General features: G+C 28.0%; 19 protein-coding genes and 1 pseudogene. 19 read left to right on the top strand and 1 reads right to left on the bottom strand.

The window, feature by feature from the left end; all coding sequences use genetic code 11:
- Positions 1-222 precede the first annotated feature (222 nt).
- The 11 genes and pseudogenes from ACH36K_RS12615 to ACH36K_RS12565 all read left to right on the top strand — a co-directional run bounded on the left by ACH36K_RS12615 (position 223) and on the right by ACH36K_RS12565 (position 11,649).
- On the top strand, positions 223-3,261 hold the full coding sequence (locus ACH36K_RS12615) for a glycoside hydrolase family 2 TIM barrel-domain containing protein (RefSeq protein ID WP_411167971.1): 3,039 nt from the start codon (positions 223-225) through the stop codon (positions 3,259-3,261).
- A 562-nt stretch (positions 3,262-3,823) separates the two neighbouring features.
- A complete protein-coding gene (locus ACH36K_RS12610; protein WP_411167970.1) occupies positions 3,824-5,341 on the top strand; it encodes a thiol-activated cytolysin family protein in 1,518 nt (505 codons plus the stop codon).
- Positions 5,342-5,422: 81 nt separating this feature from the next.
- Positions 5,423-5,569 (top strand): annotated as a pseudogene (locus ACH36K_RS12605) (transposase); the annotation flags it as partial.
- Positions 5,570-5,623: 54 nt separating this feature from the next.
- Entirely contained in the window at positions 5,624-5,764 is a 141-nt protein-coding gene (locus ACH36K_RS12600; protein ID WP_411167969.1) for a hypothetical protein, read from the top strand.
- Positions 5,748-5,873 carry a hypothetical protein gene (locus tag ACH36K_RS12595; protein ID WP_411167968.1) on the top strand — a complete coding sequence of 42 codons (126 nt, stop codon included), beginning with the start codon at positions 5,748-5,750 and terminating at the stop codon, positions 5,871-5,873. The genes ACH36K_RS12600 and ACH36K_RS12595 overlap by 17 nt, the downstream gene beginning before the upstream one ends.
- 421 nt (positions 5,874-6,294) lie before the next feature.
- Complete coding sequence (locus ACH36K_RS12590; protein WP_411167967.1) at positions 6,295-7,383, top strand: tetratricopeptide repeat protein; 1,089 nt, start codon at positions 6,295-6,297, stop codon at positions 7,381-7,383.
- A 127-nt stretch (positions 7,384-7,510) separates the two neighbouring features.
- Positions 7,511-8,251: a WecB/TagA/CpsF family glycosyltransferase gene (locus ACH36K_RS12585; RefSeq protein ID WP_411167966.1), complete on the top strand. Its 741-nt coding sequence runs from the start codon at positions 7,511-7,513 to the stop codon at positions 8,249-8,251.
- Positions 8,238-8,552, top strand: coding sequence for a hypothetical protein (locus tag ACH36K_RS12580; RefSeq protein WP_411167965.1), 315 nt, complete (start codon positions 8,238-8,240; stop codon positions 8,550-8,552). The genes ACH36K_RS12585 and ACH36K_RS12580 overlap by 14 nt, the downstream gene beginning before the upstream one ends.
- Before the next feature lie 9 nt (positions 8,553-8,561).
- Positions 8,562-9,842 carry a glycosyltransferase gene (locus ACH36K_RS12575; protein ID WP_411167964.1) on the top strand — a complete coding sequence of 427 codons (1,281 nt, stop codon included), beginning with the start codon at positions 8,562-8,564 and terminating at the stop codon, positions 9,840-9,842.
- A gap of 2 nt (positions 9,843-9,844) precedes the next feature.
- Positions 9,845-10,993, top strand: coding sequence for a glycosyltransferase (locus ACH36K_RS12570; RefSeq protein WP_411167963.1), 1,149 nt, complete (start codon positions 9,845-9,847; stop codon positions 10,991-10,993).
- 2 nt (positions 10,994-10,995) lie between these two features.
- Positions 10,996-11,649, top strand: a complete 654-nt coding sequence (locus ACH36K_RS12565; RefSeq protein WP_411167962.1) for a cyclodeaminase/cyclohydrolase family protein — start codon at positions 10,996-10,998, stop codon at positions 11,647-11,649.
- 22 nt (positions 11,650-11,671) lie between these two features.
- Here the strand turns inward: ACH36K_RS12565 and pdaA are convergent, their stop codons facing one another.
- Positions 11,672-12,454: a delta-lactam-biosynthetic de-N-acetylase gene (gene pdaA / locus ACH36K_RS12560; RefSeq protein ID WP_411167961.1), complete on the bottom strand. Its 783-nt coding sequence runs from the start codon at positions 12,452-12,454 to the stop codon at positions 11,672-11,674.
- 325 nt (positions 12,455-12,779) lie between these two features.
- Here pdaA and ychF point away from each other — a divergent pair, with 325 nt between their 5' ends.
- The 8 genes from ychF (at position 12,780) to mraY (ending at position 22,149) form a co-directional block, all read left to right on the top strand.
- Positions 12,780-13,877: a redox-regulated ATPase YchF gene (gene ychF / locus ACH36K_RS12555; RefSeq protein ID WP_411167960.1), complete on the top strand. Its 1,098-nt coding sequence runs from the start codon at positions 12,780-12,782 to the stop codon at positions 13,875-13,877.
- Between the two features lie 201 nt (positions 13,878-14,078).
- On the top strand, positions 14,079-14,507 hold the full coding sequence (gene mraZ, locus ACH36K_RS12550) for a division/cell wall cluster transcriptional repressor MraZ (protein WP_411167959.1): 429 nt from the start codon (positions 14,079-14,081) through the stop codon (positions 14,505-14,507).
- 11 nt (positions 14,508-14,518) lie between these two features.
- Positions 14,519-15,451, top strand: a complete 933-nt coding sequence (gene rsmH / locus ACH36K_RS12545) for a 16S rRNA (cytosine(1402)-N(4))-methyltransferase RsmH (RefSeq protein ID WP_411167958.1) — start codon at positions 14,519-14,521, stop codon at positions 15,449-15,451.
- A 35-nt stretch (positions 15,452-15,486) separates the two neighbouring features.
- Positions 15,487-15,924 (top strand): cell division protein FtsL, encoded by a 438-nt coding sequence (locus ACH36K_RS12540; RefSeq protein ID WP_411167957.1) that lies wholly within the window; start codon positions 15,487-15,489, stop codon positions 15,922-15,924.
- A 90-nt stretch (positions 15,925-16,014) separates the two neighbouring features.
- Positions 16,015-18,210, top strand: a complete 2,196-nt coding sequence (locus ACH36K_RS12535) for a stage V sporulation protein D (RefSeq protein ID WP_411167956.1) — start codon at positions 16,015-16,017, stop codon at positions 18,208-18,210.
- Between the two features lie 101 nt (positions 18,211-18,311).
- Positions 18,312-19,763, top strand: coding sequence for a UDP-N-acetylmuramoyl-L-alanyl-D-glutamate--2,6-diaminopimelate ligase (locus ACH36K_RS12530; RefSeq protein ID WP_411167955.1), 1,452 nt, complete (start codon positions 18,312-18,314; stop codon positions 19,761-19,763).
- 15 nt (positions 19,764-19,778) lie between these two features.
- Positions 19,779-21,140 (top strand): UDP-N-acetylmuramoyl-tripeptide--D-alanyl-D-alanine ligase, encoded by a 1,362-nt coding sequence (locus tag ACH36K_RS12525; RefSeq protein WP_411167954.1) that lies wholly within the window; start codon positions 19,779-19,781, stop codon positions 21,138-21,140.
- A gap of 34 nt (positions 21,141-21,174) precedes the next feature.
- Positions 21,175-22,149 (top strand): phospho-N-acetylmuramoyl-pentapeptide-transferase, encoded by a 975-nt coding sequence (gene mraY, locus ACH36K_RS12520; RefSeq protein WP_411167953.1) that lies wholly within the window; start codon positions 21,175-21,177, stop codon positions 22,147-22,149.
- The last annotated feature ends 13 nt before the right edge of the window (positions 22,150-22,162 follow it).

Below are 22,162 nucleotides of genomic sequence, written 5' to 3'. Positions count from 1 at the left end.
GGGATCTTCTTATATTTACTTTGTAAGAAGGTCTCTTTTCTTAATAGAAATATTAATAATAAATTAATATACAGATTGGAGAAGATTACAATATTAGTAAAAGTTAATATATATCAAAAAATACTAATAAAAATCATTCTTTTAATGGGATAAATTTATTAGAATTTAATAAAAGACTTATGAAAGTATAGAAAATTGCAAGTTGAGATAAAGGGGGATATTATGAATAACTTTGATTTGGAATGGTTAGAGGATCCAGAAATTTTTCAAGTGAATAGAATGAAATATCATTCTGATCACAAATATTTTAAAAATATGGAGGAAGCTACTTCTAATAAAACATATATGAAATCTTCATTAAATGGAAGCTGGAAGTTTAATTATGCGAACAATCTATATAATATGCAAAAGGACTTCTATAAAGAAGATTTTAGGGTTGATAACTGGGATACTATAGAGGTTCCAGGGCATATTCAATTACAAGGGTATGGTAAACCTCATTATGTAAATACAATGTATCCTTGGGATGGACATGAGAATCTTATACCTCCACAAATACCAAAGGACTTTAATCCTGTTGGTAGATATGCAAAGGATTTTTATATTAATAATGAATGGAAAGATAAACCTATTTATATATCCTTTCAAGGGGTAGAGTCAGCTTTTTATATATGGCTTAATGGAGAGTTTGTTGGATATAGTGAAGATAGTTTTACTCCAGCTGAATTTGATTTAACACCATATATAAAAGAAGGTAAAAATAGACTTGCTGTAATGGTAGTAAAATTTAGTACAGGTAGTTGGCTAGAAGATCAAGATTTTTGGAGGTTTTCAGGAATTTTTAGAGATGTATATCTTTATACAATACCTAAAACTCATATAAGAGATATGTTCATAAAGACAAGTCTAAAAAATAATTATAAGGATAGTGATCTTAATATACAATTAGATATTTTAGGCGGATTAAAAGGGTCATTAAGATTATCTTTAATAGATTCTAAAGATGCAACTTCTTTAATAAATTCTGAAAATATTATAAATATAGGTAAGAATATAGATAAATCTAAAGAAGACTGCAATTTAGAAATAAAATTTGAAGTAAACAATATAAAATTATGGAGTGCTGAAAAGCCTAATTTATATAATTTAATAATTGAAATTCTTGATGATAATAATGAAATAGTAGAAGTTGTAACTGAAAAAGTTGGGTTTAGAGAGTTTAAAATGATAAATAATATTATGCATATTAATGGAAGAAGAATAGTTTTTAAAGGTGTAAATAGACATGAATTTAGTATGTATAATGGAAGAAATATATCTAAAGAAGAAATGCTTTATGATGTTAAAACTATTAAGCAAAATAATATTAATGCAGTAAGAACATCACATTATCCAAATAACAGTTATTTCTATGAATTGTGTGATGAGTATGGTTTATATTTAATTGATGAAGCAAATTTAGAAACTCATGGAACTTGGCAAAACATTGGTAGAATAGATTATGTAAATGTTATTCCAGATGGGAAAAGTCAATGGCTAGAAGCTGTTCTTTCTAGAGCTAGTGCAATGCTTGAAAGGGATAAGAATCATCCATCAATATTAATTTGGTCCTGTGGTAATGAGTCCTTTGGTGGAGAAAATATATATAAAATGTCTCAGCTTTTTAAAGAAAGAGATGATTCAAGGTTAGTTCATTATGAGGGAGTATTTCAAGATAGAAGATTTAATGATACAAGTGATATGGAAAGCAGGATGTATGCTAAGGTTTGGGATATAGAAAAGTATTTAAATGATAATCCTAAAAAGCCTTTTATATTATGTGAATATACACATTCCATGGGAAATTCAAATGGCGGTATGCACAAATACACAGATCTTTCAGAAAAATATCTAATGTATCAAGGTGGATTTATTTGGGATTATATAGATCAAGGAATATTAACAAAAGATATATACGGAAAAGAATATATTGCTTTTGGTGGAGATTTTGGAGATAGACCAACAGATTATAATTTTTGCACCAATGGAATAGTATATGCAGATAGAAAGGTCTCACCTAAAATGCAAGAGGTTAAATATAATTACCAAAGCTTCATGGTAAATGTAGAGGAAACATCTGCTGTTATAAAAAATAATAATTTATTTATTGATATGAGCAAGTATAAATTAAAGTATTCATTATTAAAAAATGGTGAAGTAAAAGAAGAAGGCTATTTAGAAGTAGAATTATCACCACAAGAAGAAAAGAAAATTCAATTACCTATAAGAAAAGCTAAGGAGAAAGGTGAATATATTGTTAATGTATCTATAGTTTTAAAAGAAGATACATTATGGGCAAATAAAGGGCATGAAGTGGCTTATGGTCAATGTGTTTATAATGTTGAACAAGAAGAAGAGAATAAATTAGAAAAAATAGTAGTAAGTAATTGTGAATTTAATTTTGGAGTAAAGGGAGAATACTTCCAGATAATGTTCTCAAAGGCATATGGTGGGTTGATTTCTTATAAACATAGAGATGTAGAGCTTATAAGTTCAATTCCTAAACCGAATTTTTGGAGAGCTATAACAGATAATGATAACGGTAGTAAGATGGGATTTAAATCATCTATGTGGAAAGGTGCTAGTTTATATCAAAATATAATAGATATAGAAACAAAAATTAGTGATTATAATGCAAGTATATCATATACTTATGAGTTACCGACAATACCAACCACTAACTGTAAGCTTACTTATGTTGTTTATGGTGATGGAAAAATAGAGGTTGAATTAGAATATAAGGGAACTGAAAATTTACCTAATATGCTTGACTTTGGAATGATATTTAAGATTCCATGTTTATATGACAACTTAGAATATTATGGGTATGGAGCAGATGAGAATTATCAAGATAGAAATAAAGGAGCAAGACTCGATGTTTATAAAATAAAGGTTAGTGATAATGTGTCAAAGTATGTTGTACCACAAGAGTGCGGTAATAGAACAGGGGTTAGGTGGGCTAAAATTACTGATAACAAAGGCCATGGAGTAAAGATATTTGGAGATTCATTAGATTTTAGTGCATTGCCATTTACACCTCATGAACTAGATAATGCAAATCATCACTATGAATTGCCGAAAGTCTACAATACTGTTATAAAAGTATCATCAAAACAAACAGGGGTAGGTGGAGATGATAGTTGGGGGGCAACACCTCATGAAGAATATTTATTAAAGGCCAATGAAGATAGATGCTTAAAGTTTAATATAATAGCAATATAGTTTTTATTTAGGATGGTACTAATAAAAAATATTAATGGGATTATATAAAATAATATCAAAGACTTAGAGGTGTTATTTCGCTTCTAGGTCTTTATGTGTTTTAATAGTTATTATATCTGTTAAAAGATGAAATAATGGGATAGTACATACTTTTTAAAAATAGATGATTAATTTTATTGAATTTCTCAATAATTGTTAATTTTTTATTTAATAAAGATAATTTATTACATACTATTGGAGAATAAATTTTTAACTATTATACTCACTTTTTCTAGTTAATATAAATTATATTAATAAATATCATTTCAAATTTAAAAAATTTAATTTGAAATTGTATTAAATAAATAATATAAACAAAATAACAGTAAAATAATGGTAAATAATGCAGAAAAAATTATGAAGATATATAAAAAAATTCATAAAAAATTCAAAAATGGTAAATGAACAGTATTATTGTTAGCAAATGTAAAAATTTCTAAAAAACTATTTATTTTAATAAAGAAAATTGTTAAAATTAAGACAAAGGAGATGAATTTTTAATATTTTAAGGGGGAAATGAAAGATGGAATTCTTAAAACAAATTAATAAAAAAATGTTACTACTTTGCGCAATTTTTAGTTTAAGTATTGTATCTTATCCTGTAAAAGCGATAGACACAAATCTAGTAGCTAAGAATGATAATGCTAGTGATATCGATTTAGGGATATCAAATTTAGACTACAACAAATATGAAGTTTTAGCCTCTAATGGAGATAGGGTAGAAAGCTTTGTTCCAAAAGAAGGCCTATTTTCAAATGATAAATTTATAGTTGTAGAGAGAAATAAAAAATCAATAACAACATCTCCTGTAGACATTTCAATTATTGACTCAGTAACAGATAGAACATACCCAGGTGCATTACAACTTGTTAATGGTGATTTTGTAGATAATAAACCTAATTTATTAACTGCTAAAAGAAAACCATTAAACATAAGTATAGATTTACCAGGTATGGGAAAAGAGAAAATAACCACTGTTAACAATCCAACTTATGGAAATGTATCTGGAGCTATTGATGATTTAGTTTCTTTATGGAACAATAAGTATTCAAATTCACATACATTACCAGCTAGAACACAGTATTCAGAGTCTATGGTCTATAGTAAATCTCAAATAGCTAGTGCTCTTAATGTAAACGCCAATGTACTTAACAATTCTCTTGGAATCGATTTCGATGCAGTTAGTAATGGTGAAAAGAAGGTTATGGTAGCAGCATATAAGCAAATATTTTATACTGTAAGTGCAGAATTACCAAATAATCCTTCAGATCTTTTTGATGAGAGCGTTACATTTAATGAATTAACACGAAAAGGTGTAAGTAATCAAGCACCACCAGTTATGGTATCAAATGTAGCCTACGGTAGAACTATTTATGTAAAGTTAGAAACAAATTCAAAGAGTAAAGATGTACAAGCGGCTTTTAAGGCATTACTAAAAGATGGTAGTATTAATACTAACAATCAATATAAAGATATATATGATGATAGTTCTTTTACAGCTGTAGTTTTAGGTGGTGACTCAAGTGAGCATAATAAGATTATTACTAAGGATTTTGATGAAGTAAGAAATGTAATTAAAAATAATGCAGTGTTTAGTACTAGAAATCCGGGATATCCGATTTCTTATACAAGTGTTTTCTTAAGAGATAATTCAGTTGCAGCTGTTCATAATAAAACAGATTATGTAGAAACTACTTCTACAGAATATTCAAAAGGTAAAATTATTTTAGATCATTATGGAGCGTATGTTGCACAATTTGAAGTATCATGGGATGAAGTTTCTTATGATGAAAATGGAGAAGAGATATTAACACATAAAGAATGGGAAGGAAACGATAAAAATAAAACTGCTCATTTTAATACAGTAATACCATTGCCAGCTAATGCTAAAAATATAAAGATATTAGCTTGGGAATTAACTGGACTAGCATGGGAAGGCTGGAGAAATATAATTAATGAACAAAATGTTCCTTTAACAAATGAAATAAAAGTTACAATTGGAGGAACAACATTATACCCTAGTGCTAATGTTACTTTTTAACAAATAATATAAAGGTCATATTTTGAGAATGTACTCAAAATATGACTTTTTTGTTTTGATAACCACTGGCTATACCAGTAGACAAAATGGAGATGCCGATATCATATAGTATTTGCGTCAAAGTATAGAAGACAGATAATATATGGAAAGTACAAAGTTGAAACAGGTAAGATGTTAAGGGAAATATGCAAAAGAAATGGTGTGGAAATTATCAAAGCGAATGTATGCATTTATAAGGCTTAATCAAGCCACCAGCTCAGCTTTGGGGACTTTACTGGTCAAATGGCATCTCTTTTAAAGGTTGATACAATTGGATCGAATGAATTGGCGAAAGAGTATAGTGTAATTTATTCTATAGTAGCAAGATGTGGAGTTTTTGCTAAAACATATGTTCAGCATCTATTAAATGAAGAAGCTAATTGAATTATTAAATTGTTCTAAAATTTATATAGATAAATTGGTTAAAGAATATGATGGTAAGAGCGACGTAAGAGAAGGGGCTTTAAAAAGATATAATTACTTGTTTTTATAGAAAATTGTCTTGTAAAATTATGAAAAGAAAAATATAATTAGAATTATCATGTAGACTTGCAATGATATTTAGAGTTGGGAATATAGAATAAGTAATATTGAAAGTATTATTACAAGAGATAAATGGGTATGTGTGAGTTATTTTAATAACAATGCAGAGGAAAATGAGAGTATTAGCAAATATATCTAAAAAGTCAATTTTAAAGGCGTATAGTTTTAATTAATAAACTTTAAAAGCTATAAACCTTTAAATTTTTAAAAAGCTATTTAAGGTTTTTTTGTCATGCAAATAATTATAAAATTTTATAAATTTATTTCTTACATGTATATATTTTTCAATATATAAAAATAAAAAATAAGTATATTGATTATAATGGGAGATTATCATTTATAATAAAGTTATTTTTAAGGAGGGATCTGTATTGGATTATAATGCAGCATTTAAAGAAAAGTTAGGTAAATTACTATTTTTAGAAATGAATAAAGAAGGATTTAAAGAAAGTATAAATATTCCTAGTTATGTAACTTTTAAAAATAAAGATTTATATTTACCTATATCCCCAGATTACATAACATCAAATGTAAATAATGAAATTAAAATAAAAAATTTACCTATATATTACTTTATAGAAGGAATGTTTTTTGCCTTAGGAGCAGATGAAAATCTGAAGTTTAATGAAGATTATGAAACAATATTAACTTATATAAAAGATACAGAGAATTGTATAAAAAGTATAGTTTCCAAAAAAATAAAAGATGATTTAATGATAGATGCTTACTTATTATTAAAAGGTTTTTACAGATATTCAAAAGATATTGATATTATGAAGAAACTATTATTAGTTGGGGAAAATATAAGAGAAAAGGATAGTACTTTTAAAGAAATATTATTACAGGATATTGAATATTGTGAGATTAATTTGTTGAAAGCTCCAGAGGCTTATCTTTATAAGGCTTTAATATTAAAAGATGATGGAGATTTCAAAGGAGCAAAGGTTTCAATAAACGAGTATTTAAATAAGGGTGGAGAAGTAACAGAAAATATAAAGATAGTTATTGATGATATTACTAACGTTTCCAATTATGAAATTGCTATAGAGCATTTAAATGATAATCCTAGCAAAACAATAGAACTTCTTTTAAAATTGGTAGAAAAGTTTGAGAAAAATCCATTAATTTATTACTATTTAGGAGTTGCATATAGAAAAATAGAAAATTATGAAAAAGCTATATATTATTTAAATGAAAGCTTACAAAAAGAAAGTGGCATATATGAAGTGGTAGTTGAACTTGGAATAAATTATGCATGTATTAATGATTTCCAAAGCGCAATAAGATATTTTAAAAAGGCATTTGAGGTTACTAAAGAAGTAGAAGTATGTACTAATATAGTTATGTGCTATGTTAATTTAAATAATTTAGAGGAAGCTAAGTTACATTTAAATATAGCTAAAAAGTTAAATCCAGAAGATGAAGTAGTGAAAGATTTAGAGAAAATGTTAAATAAATAAAGTTGAATTGGGAGTTTAAATATTAAACTCCCAAATTTATATATACAATTTATTTCTTTAGTAAAGTAGATAAATATGGTATTATATTTATAAATAATTTTAATAAATATATTATTGAGGAGAAGAAATGAAAGATAATAATTTTATTGATGTCTTGGGATATAAAGTTTATAAAAACACCTTAATAGATGCTTTAAAATATATAGATAAATTTAATAAGGTGCATATTATATCAGGAAATCCCGAGGTGTTATACACAGGATTATACAATGAGGAATTATTAAATAATTTTAAATCTAATAAATCATTTATAATACCTGATGGTGTTGGATTGCAAATTGCAGCCAAGCGTTTAAAAACTCCTGTTAAAGAAAAAATTGCAGGAATAGATTTAATGAAGGAAATAATAAAAAGATGTGAAAGAGAAGATAAAGGAATATATCTTTTAGGAACATCTGATGAAAATATTAAAGCTTGTGTTGCAAATTTAATGGTTAAATATCCAAATATAAATATAGTAGGATATAGAAATGGATTTTTTGATATTAATAATTCTGATGAGATATTAAACGAAATAAAAGAAAAAAAGCCATATGCTATTTTTGTTGCAATGGGATGTCCAAGGCAAGAGAAATTTATAGTTAAATATATGGATGAGTTACCATGCAAAATATTTATGGGGGTTGGAGGAAGCTTTGATGTAATTGCAGAAAAAGTTAATAGAGCTCCTAAATGGATGATAAAACTTGGATTAGAATGGCTTTATAGAGTTGCAAAAGAGCCTTGGAGAATAAAGAGGCTTGGAAGTATTCCTAAATTTTTATTATTAGTATTTAAAAATAAAAAGGTGATGTATGAGCAAAAATAAGATATTTAAAGCAACTTTTATAGTTATGGCTATGACTATATTAAGTAGAATAATAGGATTTGGTAGAGATATGCTTGCGGCATATCATTTTGGAGTTGGAGAAGCATACGATATATACGTTGCAATACATGAATCAGTATTTTTAAGAAAAGAGATAGTTTCTGTATTTTATGAGAGAGGAAAGTTTGATTCAGAAGCTGTTATGTTAACAGCTATGGCTCTTTTAGGATATTCAATACAAGGACCTTTTGTAGGTATAAGATTAAGCATGATAAAAGGAAAAGTTAGAAGGGAGGTTTAGTTTAATAAAATGAAAATATTATTTATTGCATGTTATTCGCCATTAATAAATAATTCAGCATCTATAGAAACTCTTCAATATTTAAATAATTTAGCAAAAATTGAAGAAAACGAGATTCATTTATTAACTGTAAACTTTCCTGTAAATTCAGTTTATTATGATGAATATATTTTTAAAATGCTAGATAAAAGAATTAACTTACATATAATATCAGGAGGCAAGATATTTGAGCTAATTATGCCTAAAAAAGCTCAAGAAGGAAGTACTATTAAGAAAAATGTGAGTAAAGTTAAAATTAAAAGTGCTTTAAGAAGAGTGAAAAAAATATTTGCAGTTCCAGATATGTATTTGTATTGGGCATTTAAAGCAAGTGAATACGGAATAAAATTAATGGAGAAAGAAAACTTTGATGTTATGTTTTCTATGCATGAACCACCATCAAGTCACATTTGTGCATACAAAATTAAGAAAAAATATCCTAATTTAAAATGGATAACTTATTGGAGCGATCCTTGGCTTAAGGATTCTACTAGAGAAGGATCTAGCTCAATAAGAAGAAACTTTGAAGAAGGATATGAGAAAAATATTGTTGCTTTAGCAGATAAGTTTATTTTTGTAACTAAGGCTAATAGAGATGATTATATGGATACATATAATATTAAAAAGGAAGATACTTATATAATAACTAGAGGATATGATGAGAAAGTTTATAATGATATAAAAATAAATGAAAGACCTTTACTAATTGATAATAAAAAAATAAATATTATTTATACTGGAGAGATTTTTTCTAAGCTTAGGGATGTAAAGCCCTTTATGGAAGCAATAAAAAGGTTAAGTATAGAAAATATAGAACTTTATGAAAAGTTAAATATACTTTTCTTTGGAAATATAGACGATGAGAAAATTAAAACTGAGTTATGTCAAATAAGTAATGTTACAGTTTCAAGTAGGATTCCTTATAGAGAAGCCTTAGGTTATATGATAAATGCAGATGTTTTACTTCTATTTGGAAATAAAAAATCAAAACAAATACCTGCTAAGATATATGATTATTTTGGATGTTATGGATATATATTGGTAGTTTTAGGAGACGAAAATGATCCTATAATAGATGTGGTAAGTGGTTTAGAAAAGTGTGAAGTTTCATTAAACAGATCAGAGGAAATATTTGATGGGCTTATAGAGTTATCTAATAAAATATTAGAAGGTAAAAAGTCTAATCCAATTACAGAATATGAGTGGGAAAATATATCTAAAAAATTAAATTCTATTTTAAAGGGGGATTAGTTATGCATGTTATGTTTATACCATCATGGTATCATAATAAAAGAAACCCTGTGCATGGAAGTTTTTTTAAAGAACAAGCATTAGCATTACAAAATAGAGGTGTAAAAATTACTGTAGCTTATAATGAAATTTGGCCTTTGACTTTGGCTTTTAAGGTTAAAGAAAAAATAGGATTAAATTATAATATTGAAGAAGGGCTAAAAACCTATAGATATAAGAATTATAATTTTCTACCTAAAAATCCTATGATGTTTAAAATATTTAATAAAAGGCTAGAAAAGTTATATAAAGAAATAATAAAAAAAGAGGGAAAGATAGATATAATACATTGTCAATCTTCTTTTTGGGCTGGAATAAGTGCGAATTATATTTCAAAAAAATATAATATACCTTTAATAATAACAGAACATTCTTCATTGGAAAAAGCTATTTACATAAAGGAAAGTTATAAACCTTTAATAAAAAAATCTTATGTTGAAGCAGATAAACTTATAGCGGTAGGAAATGGATTAAAGAAAGAGATCTCTGAATTTTCTGGTAGAAAAGATATAGAGGTTATACATAACTTAATACCTGTAGAGAATTTTCATATAAAAAAAGCTGAAAATAAAGATTTTACTTTTTTTTCTTTAGCTTTTTTAGAAGGCGAAAAAGGAATGGATATTCTTATAAAGGCTTTTAATAAATATTTTAAAGAAACTTCATCTAAACTTATTATAGGTGGAGATGGAAGCCAAAAAGAATATTTAATTAAGCTATGTGAGGATTTAGGAATAAGAAATCAAGTTGATTTTGTAGGAGCTTTATCTAGAGAAGAGGTTTCTGAATATATGAGTTCTTGTGATTCCTTTGTTTTAGCATCAAAATATGAAACTTTTGGAGTTGTTTATATAGAAGCACTTGCATCAGGTAAACCTATTATAGGAACTTATAATGGTGGTGCTGAGGATATTATAGATAGTAATAATGGGAAAATAGTTAAGGTGGATGATATTGATGAATTAGGAAAGGCTATGGAATATGTTAGAGATAACATAGGAAATTACAACTCAAATAAAATTAGAAATATGTGTATAGCTAAATTTTCTAAGGAAAAAATAACTAATGAAATAATAGAAGTTTACAATTTAGTATTAAATGAGAGAGGATAAATATGTTATTTAAAGATTATAGTATAGATAAATTTATAAGTGAATTATCTTCTAATGCTCCTTCACCAGGAGGTGGAAGTACTGCAGCCTTAGTTGCAGCTTTAGCATCTAGCTTGAATTCAATGGTCTATTCATTGACAGTAGGTAAAAAAGTCTTCGAAAAGCTAAATGATGAAGAAAAGAATATAATGATAAATTTACAAGAGGAAGCAGAAAAATTTACGAAAAGTGCTCAAAGTTTTATGGAAAGTGATAGGGAAGATTTTTTAAATCTTATGGATAGCTATAAATTTCCTAAAGAAAAAGAGGTAGAACTTAAATTCAGAGAAGAAAAGATAAAGAAAAATACTTTTAAAGCAATGGAAACTCCACTTTCTTTAGCGGAAGAATGTATTAAATTCTATGATAATATTGAATTTGCAATTAAGTATGGTAATAAAAACTTAATTTCAGATGCTGGTGTAGCAACGATTTTATTACATTCTGCAATAGAGAGCTCGGTAATTAATGTTAAAGTGAATTTAAATTTTTTAAGAGATGAAGATATTTGTGAGGAAATAGAAAATAAATGTAAATTAATAATAAATGAATCATACATAAAAAAATGTAATTTAATAAATAGTGTTGAAAATATTATATACCCTAAAAAAATATAGTCTCTTTAGAGACTATATTTTTTTAGGGTAGTTCATTTAATGATTTAAATTCATATCCTTCAGATTTAAGTTCTTTAATAACATCCTTTAATATTTTAGTATTTGTATTTGAAACTGCATGTAATAACATTATAGATCCTGGATGGGCTCCATTTAATATTTTCTTTATTGCAGCAGATTCTTCAGGTTGATTATCTACAAGCCAATCTTTATAAGCAAAACTCCAAAATATAGTTTTATATCCTAAACCCTGTGTTTTCTTTAAAGAATTTTTAGAGTATTTACCCATAGGAGGCCTAAAGAATTTAGGCATATCTTGAGATGTTAAGGCCTTAAATTCTTCTTCAACTTCAGTAAATTCCTTATTAAATTTATCATTATCTAATATACTAGCCATTGATGGATGATGAGAGGTATGATTACATACCAAGTGTCCTTCCTCTACCATTCTTTTTACTATTTCAGGATGTTCCTTTACATAGGGCTTAACTACAAAAAATGCAGCAGGAACTTGTTGATCTTTTAAAATATCTAAAATTTTTGGAGTGTTTCCATTTTCATAACCCTCATCAAATGTTAAATATAATACTTTTGAGTTTGTATCGCCTACATAATAAGCGCCAAGTTCACTAAAGAAAGCTACTGATTCTTTTGGAGGCTCAGGAGTTTTTCCTTTTTCTCTATTAACAAAGTACCAATTTAGTTCTAAATCATCAGAAACAAGTACATTTGCATTTGTAAGAGAAGATGTGAAAATAAGAATTAAAGTTATTAATGAAGCTGTAAATACATTAAATTTTTTCATTATTTCACCACCTTTTTACTTATATATATTTAAATTTTTCGCCCTGTTAGAGATTTTTCTCTAACACAGCCAAATTTTTATATAAGTTGTTATAATATTAGCTTTATTTGTAATACATTAAAGATAATATTCTTTAATAAATGTATAATCTTTATTACAACTTATATATAATCTTATTTTTATCTAAAATAATTCTTTTACACATAGAAATACAATGTATAAATGCTATTAATTGCCTTTCTATATTTCTTTAAATGTTGAAATTATTAATATTGTAGAGTATAATTTTAAAGATATGATTAAGATAAGAAAGGAATGTACATAGATGAATTTAGGAATAGTTGGTTTACCAAATGTAGGTAAAAGCACTTTATTTAATGCAATTACAAAAGCTGGAGCGGAGTCAGCAAACTATCCTTTTTGTACTATAGAACCAAATGTTGGAGTAGTTAGTGTACCAGATGAAAGATTAGATGTTTTAGAAAAGATGTATAATACTAAGAAGAAAGTCTATACTGCAGTTGAGTTTTACGATATAGCAGGTTTAGTAAAGGGAGCTTCAAAAGGTGAAGGCTTAGGAAATAAATTTTTATCTCATATAAGAGAAGTTTCTGCCATAGTACATGTAGTGAGATGTTTTGATGATGGAAATGTTGTTCATGTAGAAGGTTCAGTAGATCCAATAAGAGATATAGAAACTATAAACTTAGAGCTTATATTTGCTGATTTAGAAGTTTTAGAAAGAAGAATGGAAAGATCAATTAAGCAAGTAAGGTCTGGAGATAAAAAGGCAAAAGAAGAATATGCATTAATGGAAAAAGTTAAAGCACATTTAGAACAAAACTTACCAATAAGGACATTAGAAGTTACTGAAGAAGAAGAAGAATTAATAAAAGGATTATTCTTAATAACTTCAAAACCGGTTCTTTATGCATGTAATATATCAGAAGATGATATGATGGAAGGAAACACAAATAATCAATATGTTCAAAAAGTGAGAGCCCATGCTGAAAGTGAAAACTCAGAGGTTGTTGTTGTTTGTGCAAAATTAGAAGAAGAATTATCAGGTTTAGAGGAAGATGAGAAGCAAGAAATGTTAAGTGAATATGGCTTAACAGAATCAGGTTTAGACCAACTTATAAGAGGTAGTTATAAATTATTAGGACTAATAAGTTATTTAACAGCAGGAGTTCAAGAAGTAAGAGCCTGGACAATTAAAGAAGGAACAAAGGCACCACAAGCAGCAGGAAAAATACATTCAGATATAGAAAGAGGATTTATAAGAGCAGAAATAGTTTCTTATGATGATTTAGTTGAATGTGGATCAGAAGCAGCTGCTAAAGAAAAAGGACTTTATAGATTAGAAGGTAAAGAATATGTTATGAAAGATGGAGATGTAGTTAACTTTAGATTTAATGTTTAATTATATCTTATAAAAAAGACTGAGTAATATCAGTCTTTTTTTATTGCATCAAATTTTATAACTTTTTATTAATTATGTAAAATAAAATTCTTAAAAAATCAAATAAGCCTTGAAGATTTGCTTAAAATTCTATAAAATAATAGTATAAAGTGGTTAAAAGTGGTTAAAAGTGGAGCGAATTTATAAAAGGTAGGGGTAAAGATGTTTATAGGAGAATATCAACATGCAATAGATGCTAAGAATAGAATGATAGTCCCTGCAAAGCTGAGAGATGGGCTTGGTAATAATTTTGTTATTACAAAAGGCTTAGATGGATGTCTTTATGCTTATCCTATGGAAGAATGGAAAGCTCTTGAATTAAAATTAAAATCTTTACCACTTACAAATAGAGATGCACGAGCATTCGTAAGATTCTTTTTTTCAGGAGCCTGCGAAATTGAAGTAGATAAACAAGGAAGAGGTTTAATTCCTCAAAATTTAAAGGAATATGCAAATATAGAAAAGGAAATAGTAAGTATAGGAGTATTGACTAGGGTTGAAATTTGGAGCAAGGAAAAGTGGCAAGAATACAATGAGTCGGATATAGATTATGATTCTATTGCTGAAAAAATGAGCGATTTAGGAATATAAGGAGTAAGATTATGGATTTTAAACATGTTTCTGTACTTTTAAATGAGTGCATAGAGGGATTAAATATTAAAGAAGATGGAATATATGTGGATGGAACACTTGGCGGTGGAGGACATTCTTTAGAAATATTAAAAAATTTATCAGAAAGTGGAACTTTGATTGGAGTAGATCAGGATAAAGATGCATTAAAAGCAGCTGGTGAAAGGTTACAAAGTTTTAAAAATGTAAAGTTTGTCCATAGTAATTTTTATAATATTGATTCTATATTAAATAATTTAGATATTGAAAAAATTGATGGTATGCTTATGGATTTAGGAGTTTCTTCTTATCAATTAGATGAGGGGGATAGGGGCTTTAGTTACATGCAAGATGCTCCTTTAGATATGAGAATGAATAGAGAAAACTCACTATCTGCATATGAAGTTATAAATGAATATGAAGAAGAAGAGATATATAGGATAATTAGAGATTATGGTGAAGAAAAATTTGCAAAGAGAATTGCTAAATTCATAGTAGAAAACAGACAAAATAAGCCTATAGAAACAACTTTGGAATTAGTAGAAATAATAAAAGCTGCTATACCTGCAAGAGCTAGAAGAGAAGGACCACATCCTGCTAAAAGGACTTTTCAAGCGATAAGGATAGAAGTGAACAGTGAATTATCTATATTAAATAAGGCTATTGAAGATGGAGTAAATAGATTAAATAAAGGGGGAAGAATGGCAATAATAACATTCCACTCCTTAGAAGATAGAATAGTTAAAGTTAAGTTCAAGGAACTAGCTACTTCATGTACCTGTCCTAAAGAGTTTCCAATTTGTGTTTGTGGTGGAAAAGCTAAGGTGAAGTTAATAAGTAGAAAGGCTATAGAGCCTACAAAAAATGAAGTAGAAGAAAATCCAAGAAGTAGAAGTGCTAAGTTGAGGGTTATAGAGAGAATTTAAAAAAATTAAGTAAAATGCAGAGGAGATGTAATAAAATGGTTGATAGAGAATATGATTATATAAGGGGTAATACAGCATTAAATCCAAAGAGAAAATATGATGAAATAGACAAAAGAATAGAAAAAGAAAATCAGGAGAGAAAACAAAGAGAGTCACAAAAAAAAGAAAGACAAGCGAAAAAGGCTACTGTAAAAAATATATTACAAGTGTCTTGTATTGCATTAGTTCTAGGTATTAGTAGCATAGCAAGAGATGGTAAGGTTTATAAAATGCAAAATGATCTTTCTAAAGTTAAAAATGAGATGAAGGTTGCTACAGAAGAAGGAAAAGCATTAAAAGTAAACTTATTAAAATATGAGCCGCTTTCAGATATAGTAGATGCAGCTAATAAAGAGGGAATGAAAATCCCAGGAAAAAATGATTCAGTAGTAGTAGACTTAACAAAAAACTTCTTTGCAAACTTAAGTGAATAAACATAAGTAATAAAATAGTACACTTGCCAAGATAAAGAGTACAAAATTAGTACTCTACATGTTTTTAATCAATTACATGGAGGCATTGATGTGAATAGAAAGAATTATAGAGATAAAGCGCTAATGAAAAAGAGAATGTCATTAGCGCTTACCGCATTAACCTGTTTATTTGCTCTTTTAATAATTAGATTGTCCTACATAATGATAGTTAAAAGAGGTGAGTACTCAGAAAGAGCTGAAGAGCAGTGGACGAGTGAAGTTAAAATTGATGCAAGAAGAGGTAGAATACTTGATAGAAATGGGGTAGAACTCGCTGTATCTGCAAATGTTTATAGAGTAGATTTTGACCTTAACTCAATAAGATCCCATTTAAGAAAAGAAAATTCAAGTAATGAAAATATAGCCCCTAAAATAGCAGAAGCTTTAGGAATGGATGTAGAAAAGGTTCTTAAGAAATTAAATACAAAGCTTCCAAGTGGAGCAGATGCAGGAGCTGCAACATTAGTAAGAAGAATAGAGAAAGAACCGGCTGATAAGGTTAAAAATTTAAACATACCAGGAGTAATAGTATCTCCAGATACAAAAAGATATTATCCAAGGGGAAATTTTTTAGCTCATGTATTAGGCAGTACTAATATTGATGGGCAAGGATTAACTGGTGTAGAATTACAATATAATGAGTATCTATCTGGCACTCCTGGACTTCGTATTTCTGAATTAGAGAAGTATAACGATGAATTACCATATACAATTTCAAAATTTACACCACCAGTAGATGGAAAGGATGTTACTTTAACTATAGATGCTAATTTACAAGCATTTGCTGAGAAAGTAGCAGAAAAGGGATATAAGGATAACCAAGCAAAGCAGGTTTCTATAATAATAATGAATCCTAGTAATGGCGAAATATTAGCAATGGTAAATAAGCCTGATTTTGACCCCAATAAACCATATGAAGGAATAGAAAATTATAGCGGAGAAAATACAGCTGAAAAGGTTCAAAAGATGTGGAGAAATCATTTAGTTAATGACACGTTTGAGCCAGGATCAATTTTTAAAGTTGTAACAATGATAGGTAATTTAGAAGAAGGATTAGTTAAAGAGTCAGATACTTTTACCTGTAATGGAAGCTTAAAAGTTGGACCTCATACAATAAAGTGTTGGAAGACATCAGGACATGGAACACAAATATTACCTGAAATTCTTGAAAACTCCTGCAATGTTGGTTTTATGGATATAGGTAAAAGAATAGGAAAAGAAAAACTAAATGAGTATATAAAAAAAATGGGCTTTGGTAAAGTGAGTGGTGTGGATTTACCAGGAGAAGCAAAAGGAATAACTAAAAAAACTGAAGATATTACAGAGGCTGACCTTGCAACAATTTCATTTGGACAAACGAATACTGTAAATGCTGTTCAATACATGACTGCATTTAATAGTATTGTAAACGGAGGGAAGCTTATTCAACCTCATATAATGAAGGAAGTAATTCATAAGGATGAGTATAATAATATTGTAACTGATAAAACTTTTGAATCAAATATAGTAGATATCTTAAGTCAAGAGAACACTGCTATTTTAAGAGATTATTTAGAAAGAACTGTAGCACAAGGTGGTTCAAGTAAATCTTATGTTGAAGGATATCATATAGCAGCTAAAACAGGGACTGCTCAAAAGGTTAACCCAAATGGTGGAGGATATGAATCAGGAAAATATATATCTTCTTTGGCTGGTTTTGCGCCAGCTGATGATCCTAAAGTATCAGTGTTTATATCAATAGATGAACCTGGTACAGGAACCTATTATGCAGGTCAAATAGTTGCTCCTCTTGCAAATATTTTATTTACAGACATATTTAATTATATGAGTTCAGAAATATCAAAAGATAATATAGATAGCATAGTAAAAGAAGTAGTAATTCCTGAGATAAGAGGATTAGAAGTTAATGAAGCGAAAAAAATATTAAAAGAATACAATTTAGAGTATAATATTCAAGGAAATGGGTCTATAATAACAAATGTAAAACCTTATCCAGGATATACTGTTAAAGAAAATTCTAAGATTAATATAGACATAGGTGACTCAGAGTCTTATAATAAAAATGTCGTTATGCCAGATTTGAGGGGGTACTCATTAGAGTCTGCAACTAAAATTCTCGATGATTTAGGCATTAAATATACATCTGAGGGAATGGGGTCTATATTTAAACAAAGCATTCCAAAGGGTGAGATGATTACAAAAGGAACAAACGTAAAACTTATATTAAACGAAGAATATGGAGATTAATTTAGAATATCCCTTTACATTAGCATGTGGGAAACTCACATGCTAAATTTTTATACAAAAGATATGGGGAGTTCTTTTTAGAATATTAAGGAGATGGTGAAATGAAGTTATTAGATTTATTAAAGGGAGTAAATTATGAATTATTAGAAGGAACATTAGATAAAGAAGTAAACAGTATTCAGTATGATAGCAGAAAAGTAAATAAAAGTGACTTATTTGTATGCCTTACAGGATTTGAAGTTGACGGTCATAACTATGCAAATAAAGCAGTAGAAGCTGGAGCAAAGGTTATAGTTTGTGAAAAAAATATTGAAATTAAAGGGGAGGATATAACTGTTTTAGTTGTGAAAGAGGGTAGAAAAGCACTTGCTACTATGTCTTCTAACTATTATGGACATCCAACTAAGAATTTAAAACTAATTGGTGTTACAGGAACAAATGGAAAAACAACAACTGTATATATGTTAAAGTCAATGCTAGAAAAAGCAGGTAAAAAAGTTGGGTTAGTTGGTACTATAGCTAATTATATAGGAGATATTAAACTAAAATCAGAAAGAACTACTCCAGAGTCATTAGAGCTTCAAAAATTATTTAAGGATATGGTAGAGGCAAACTGTGAATATTGTGTTATGGAAGTTTCATCACATTCTTTATATTTAGATAGAGTTTATGGTTGTGAATTTGAAGTTGGAATATTTACAAATTTAACAAGAGATCATTTAGATTTCCATAAATCTTTTGATAATTACTATAATGCTAAATTCAAACTTTTTGAAAGAAGTAAAGCTTGTGTTATTAATGTTGATGATGATTATGGATATAGAGTGCTAAAGGATATTGAGAAATTAGGAAATAAAGTAGTGAAAACTTATTCAATAAGAAATAATAGTGATTTTAAAGCATCAGATCTTATGTTAAAAGAAGGAGATATACACTTTAAGATAAATGGAGAAGATTTTAACTCTATTTTACCAGGAGAATATAATGTTTATAATGCTTTAGGGACGGTTGGAGCAATGAGTATTTTAGATATAAACAAAGAGTTTATAAAAGAAGGTTTATTAGACATTATAGTACCAGGAAGATGTGAGAGAGTTGGATATAAATATAATATACCATACGAAGTAATAATAGATTTTGCACATACTCCAGACGGATTAAAAAATATACTAGAAACATTAAAAGGATTTGCTAAAAATAGATTAATTGCAGTATATGGATGTGGTGGAGACAGAGATAAAGTTAAACGAGCTGAGCTTGGAAGAATAGGAACAGAAATTGCAGATTTAGCTGTTATAACGTCTGATAATCCAAGAGAAGAGGATCCGATGGCTATTATAAAAGAAATAGTTGCAGGAATAACAAAGTCAAATTATCTAGCAATTGAAAATAGAGTTGAGGCTATAAAACTTGCATTAGGTATGGCTGAAGAAGGAGATGTAGTTGTTTTAGCGGGAAAAGGTCATGAGAATTACCAAATAACTAATGAAGGTGTAATTCATTTTGATGAAAGAGAAGTAATTGATGAAATTTTATCAAATAAAAAGAAATAATTAGAGGTGCATAAATTGGAATTATCGTTAGATGAACTTTTAGAAGCTGTACGAGGCGAAATAATAATTGAAGGAAAAACTAATTTTAACAATGTTTGTATAGATACAAGAAAGATAGAAGAAAACAATATATACTTTGCTATAAAAGGTGAAAATTTTAATGGAAATAAATTTGTAAATGAAGCCTTTTTTAAAAAAGCATCTATAGCAGTAGTAGATGAAGTTTTATTTGATGTAAGCAAAATAGAGAATAATGGTACCATAATAAAGGTGGCGGACACTTCACAGGCTTTGTTAGATCTTGCTAATTTTTATAGAAATAAGTTAGGTTTAAAAGTTGTTGGTGTAACTGGTTCATGTGGAAAAACATCTACTAAAGATTTAATTGCAGCTTTCTTAAGCAAAAAATACAAGATTTTTAAAACAAAAGGCAATTTTAACAATCAAATAGGATTACCTTTAATGATATTAGAGCTTGATAGCACAATAGATGTAGCTGTTTTAGAAATGGGAATGAGTGATTTAGGAGAGATAGATGTCTTGGCTAAGTGTGCTAGACCAGATATAGCGGTAATAACTAATATTGGATTATCTCATATAGAAAATTTGAAAACTCAAGATAACATTTTAAAAGCAAAATCAGAAATATTTAATTACTTTACCGAAAGTAATACTCTTGTAATAAATGGAGAAGATAAGAATTTATTAAGAATAAAAGATAAATGTTTTAAAATTGTAAAAATTGGATATAATCATGAATATGATCTTTATGCATTTAATATTATACTAGAGGAGAACAAAACAACATTTACTGTTAAGGATCAATATGAGGAAAGTACATTTATAATACCTATGGCTGGTAAGCACAACGTTTTAAATTCAATGCTTGCAATAGAAGTAGCTAAAATTTTAAATGTTTCTTTTTCTGAAATGAAAGAAGGAATTGAAAATTTAGAAGCTACATCTATGAGGTTACAAGTTTTAAAAAATGATAGATTAACAATTATAAATGATTGTTATAATGCTAGCCCAGATTCAATGAAATCCTCAATTGATGTACTAAGTACTTACAAGATAGGAAGAAAAATAGCTATACTTGGGACTATGAATGAACTAGGTGATGAAGCTGTAAAATCACATAAAGAAGTAGGAATTTATGCTTCAAATAAAGTAGATTTATTAATTGCTATAGGAGAATATAGAAGTTATTTTAAATCAGGATTTACAGGAGAAAATATCATTACTTTTGCTACTAAGGAAGAATTTATAGAAAATATAAATACTATGTTTAAAGAAAATGATGTAGTTTTAGTAAAGGCTTCAAGAGGTATGAAGTTTGAAGATATAGTTAGTTCATTAGAAGAAGTCTCAATATAACGAAGGAGGTGAACTGCCTATTTAGGCAGCTACAATGGGGGATAAATTAATAGACATAGTAACATCAAATCTAACTTTAGGATTAGTGTTAGCTTTTATAATATCGATAATACTAGGACCTATAACAATACCAATGCTTAGAAGATTAAAGTTTGGTCAAAATATAAGAAAAGAAGGGCCTCAGAGCCACCTTAAAAAAGCAGGAACTCCAACTATAGGAGGTATTATATTTATAATATCAACATTAATAGTTATGGTGGTTATGAGATTTAATCCAATGGACGAAGCGATGATTGCGCTTTATTCGCTACTTGCTTTCGGGTTTATAGGATTTTTAGATGATATTCTAAAAATCATAAAGAAACAAAATGAAGGATTAAAGGCTTGGCAAAAAATGGTGCTATTAATTATCTTTTCAACTGCAATTGCAGTTTATGGATATGTTAATTTAGGAACTGCTTTAAAAATACCTTTTATTGATACAAAAATACCACTAGGGATATTGTATATTCCTTTTGTAATAGTATATTATGCAGGTGCTACTAATGCTGTTAATTTAACAGATGGATTAGATGGATTAGCATCTACTGTCAGTGTTTTAGTATTAACATTTTTTGCAGTTGTGGCATTTACAATGAAACATGAATCATTAGCAGTATTTTCAGTCGTTTTAGCAGGAGGTTTGCTAGGATTCTTAAAATACAATGCTTACCCTGCAAAAGTATTTATGGGTGATACTGGTTCCCTTGCAATTGGAGGTGCTATAGCTACTATTGCATTAATTCTAGAATTACCATTAATACTATTTATTGTTGGTGGAATATATGTTTTTGAAACAATATCAGTAATTTTACAAGTTTCATCGTATAAATTAAGAGGAAAAAGATTATTTAAAATGGCACCTATTCATCATCATTTTGAGCAAGTAGGATGGAGTGAAACAAAAATTGTTACAGTTTTTTCTATAGTAACTGTAATATTATGCTTTATAGGATTTATAGCCCTTTAATCATTGAATTGGA

It is taken from the genome of Clostridium sp. MB05 (assembly GCF_046581255.1).
Classification (GTDB): Bacteria; Bacillota; Clostridia; order Clostridiales; family Clostridiaceae; genus Clostridium.
This window is presented reverse-complemented; position numbering and strand designations above follow the sequence as displayed.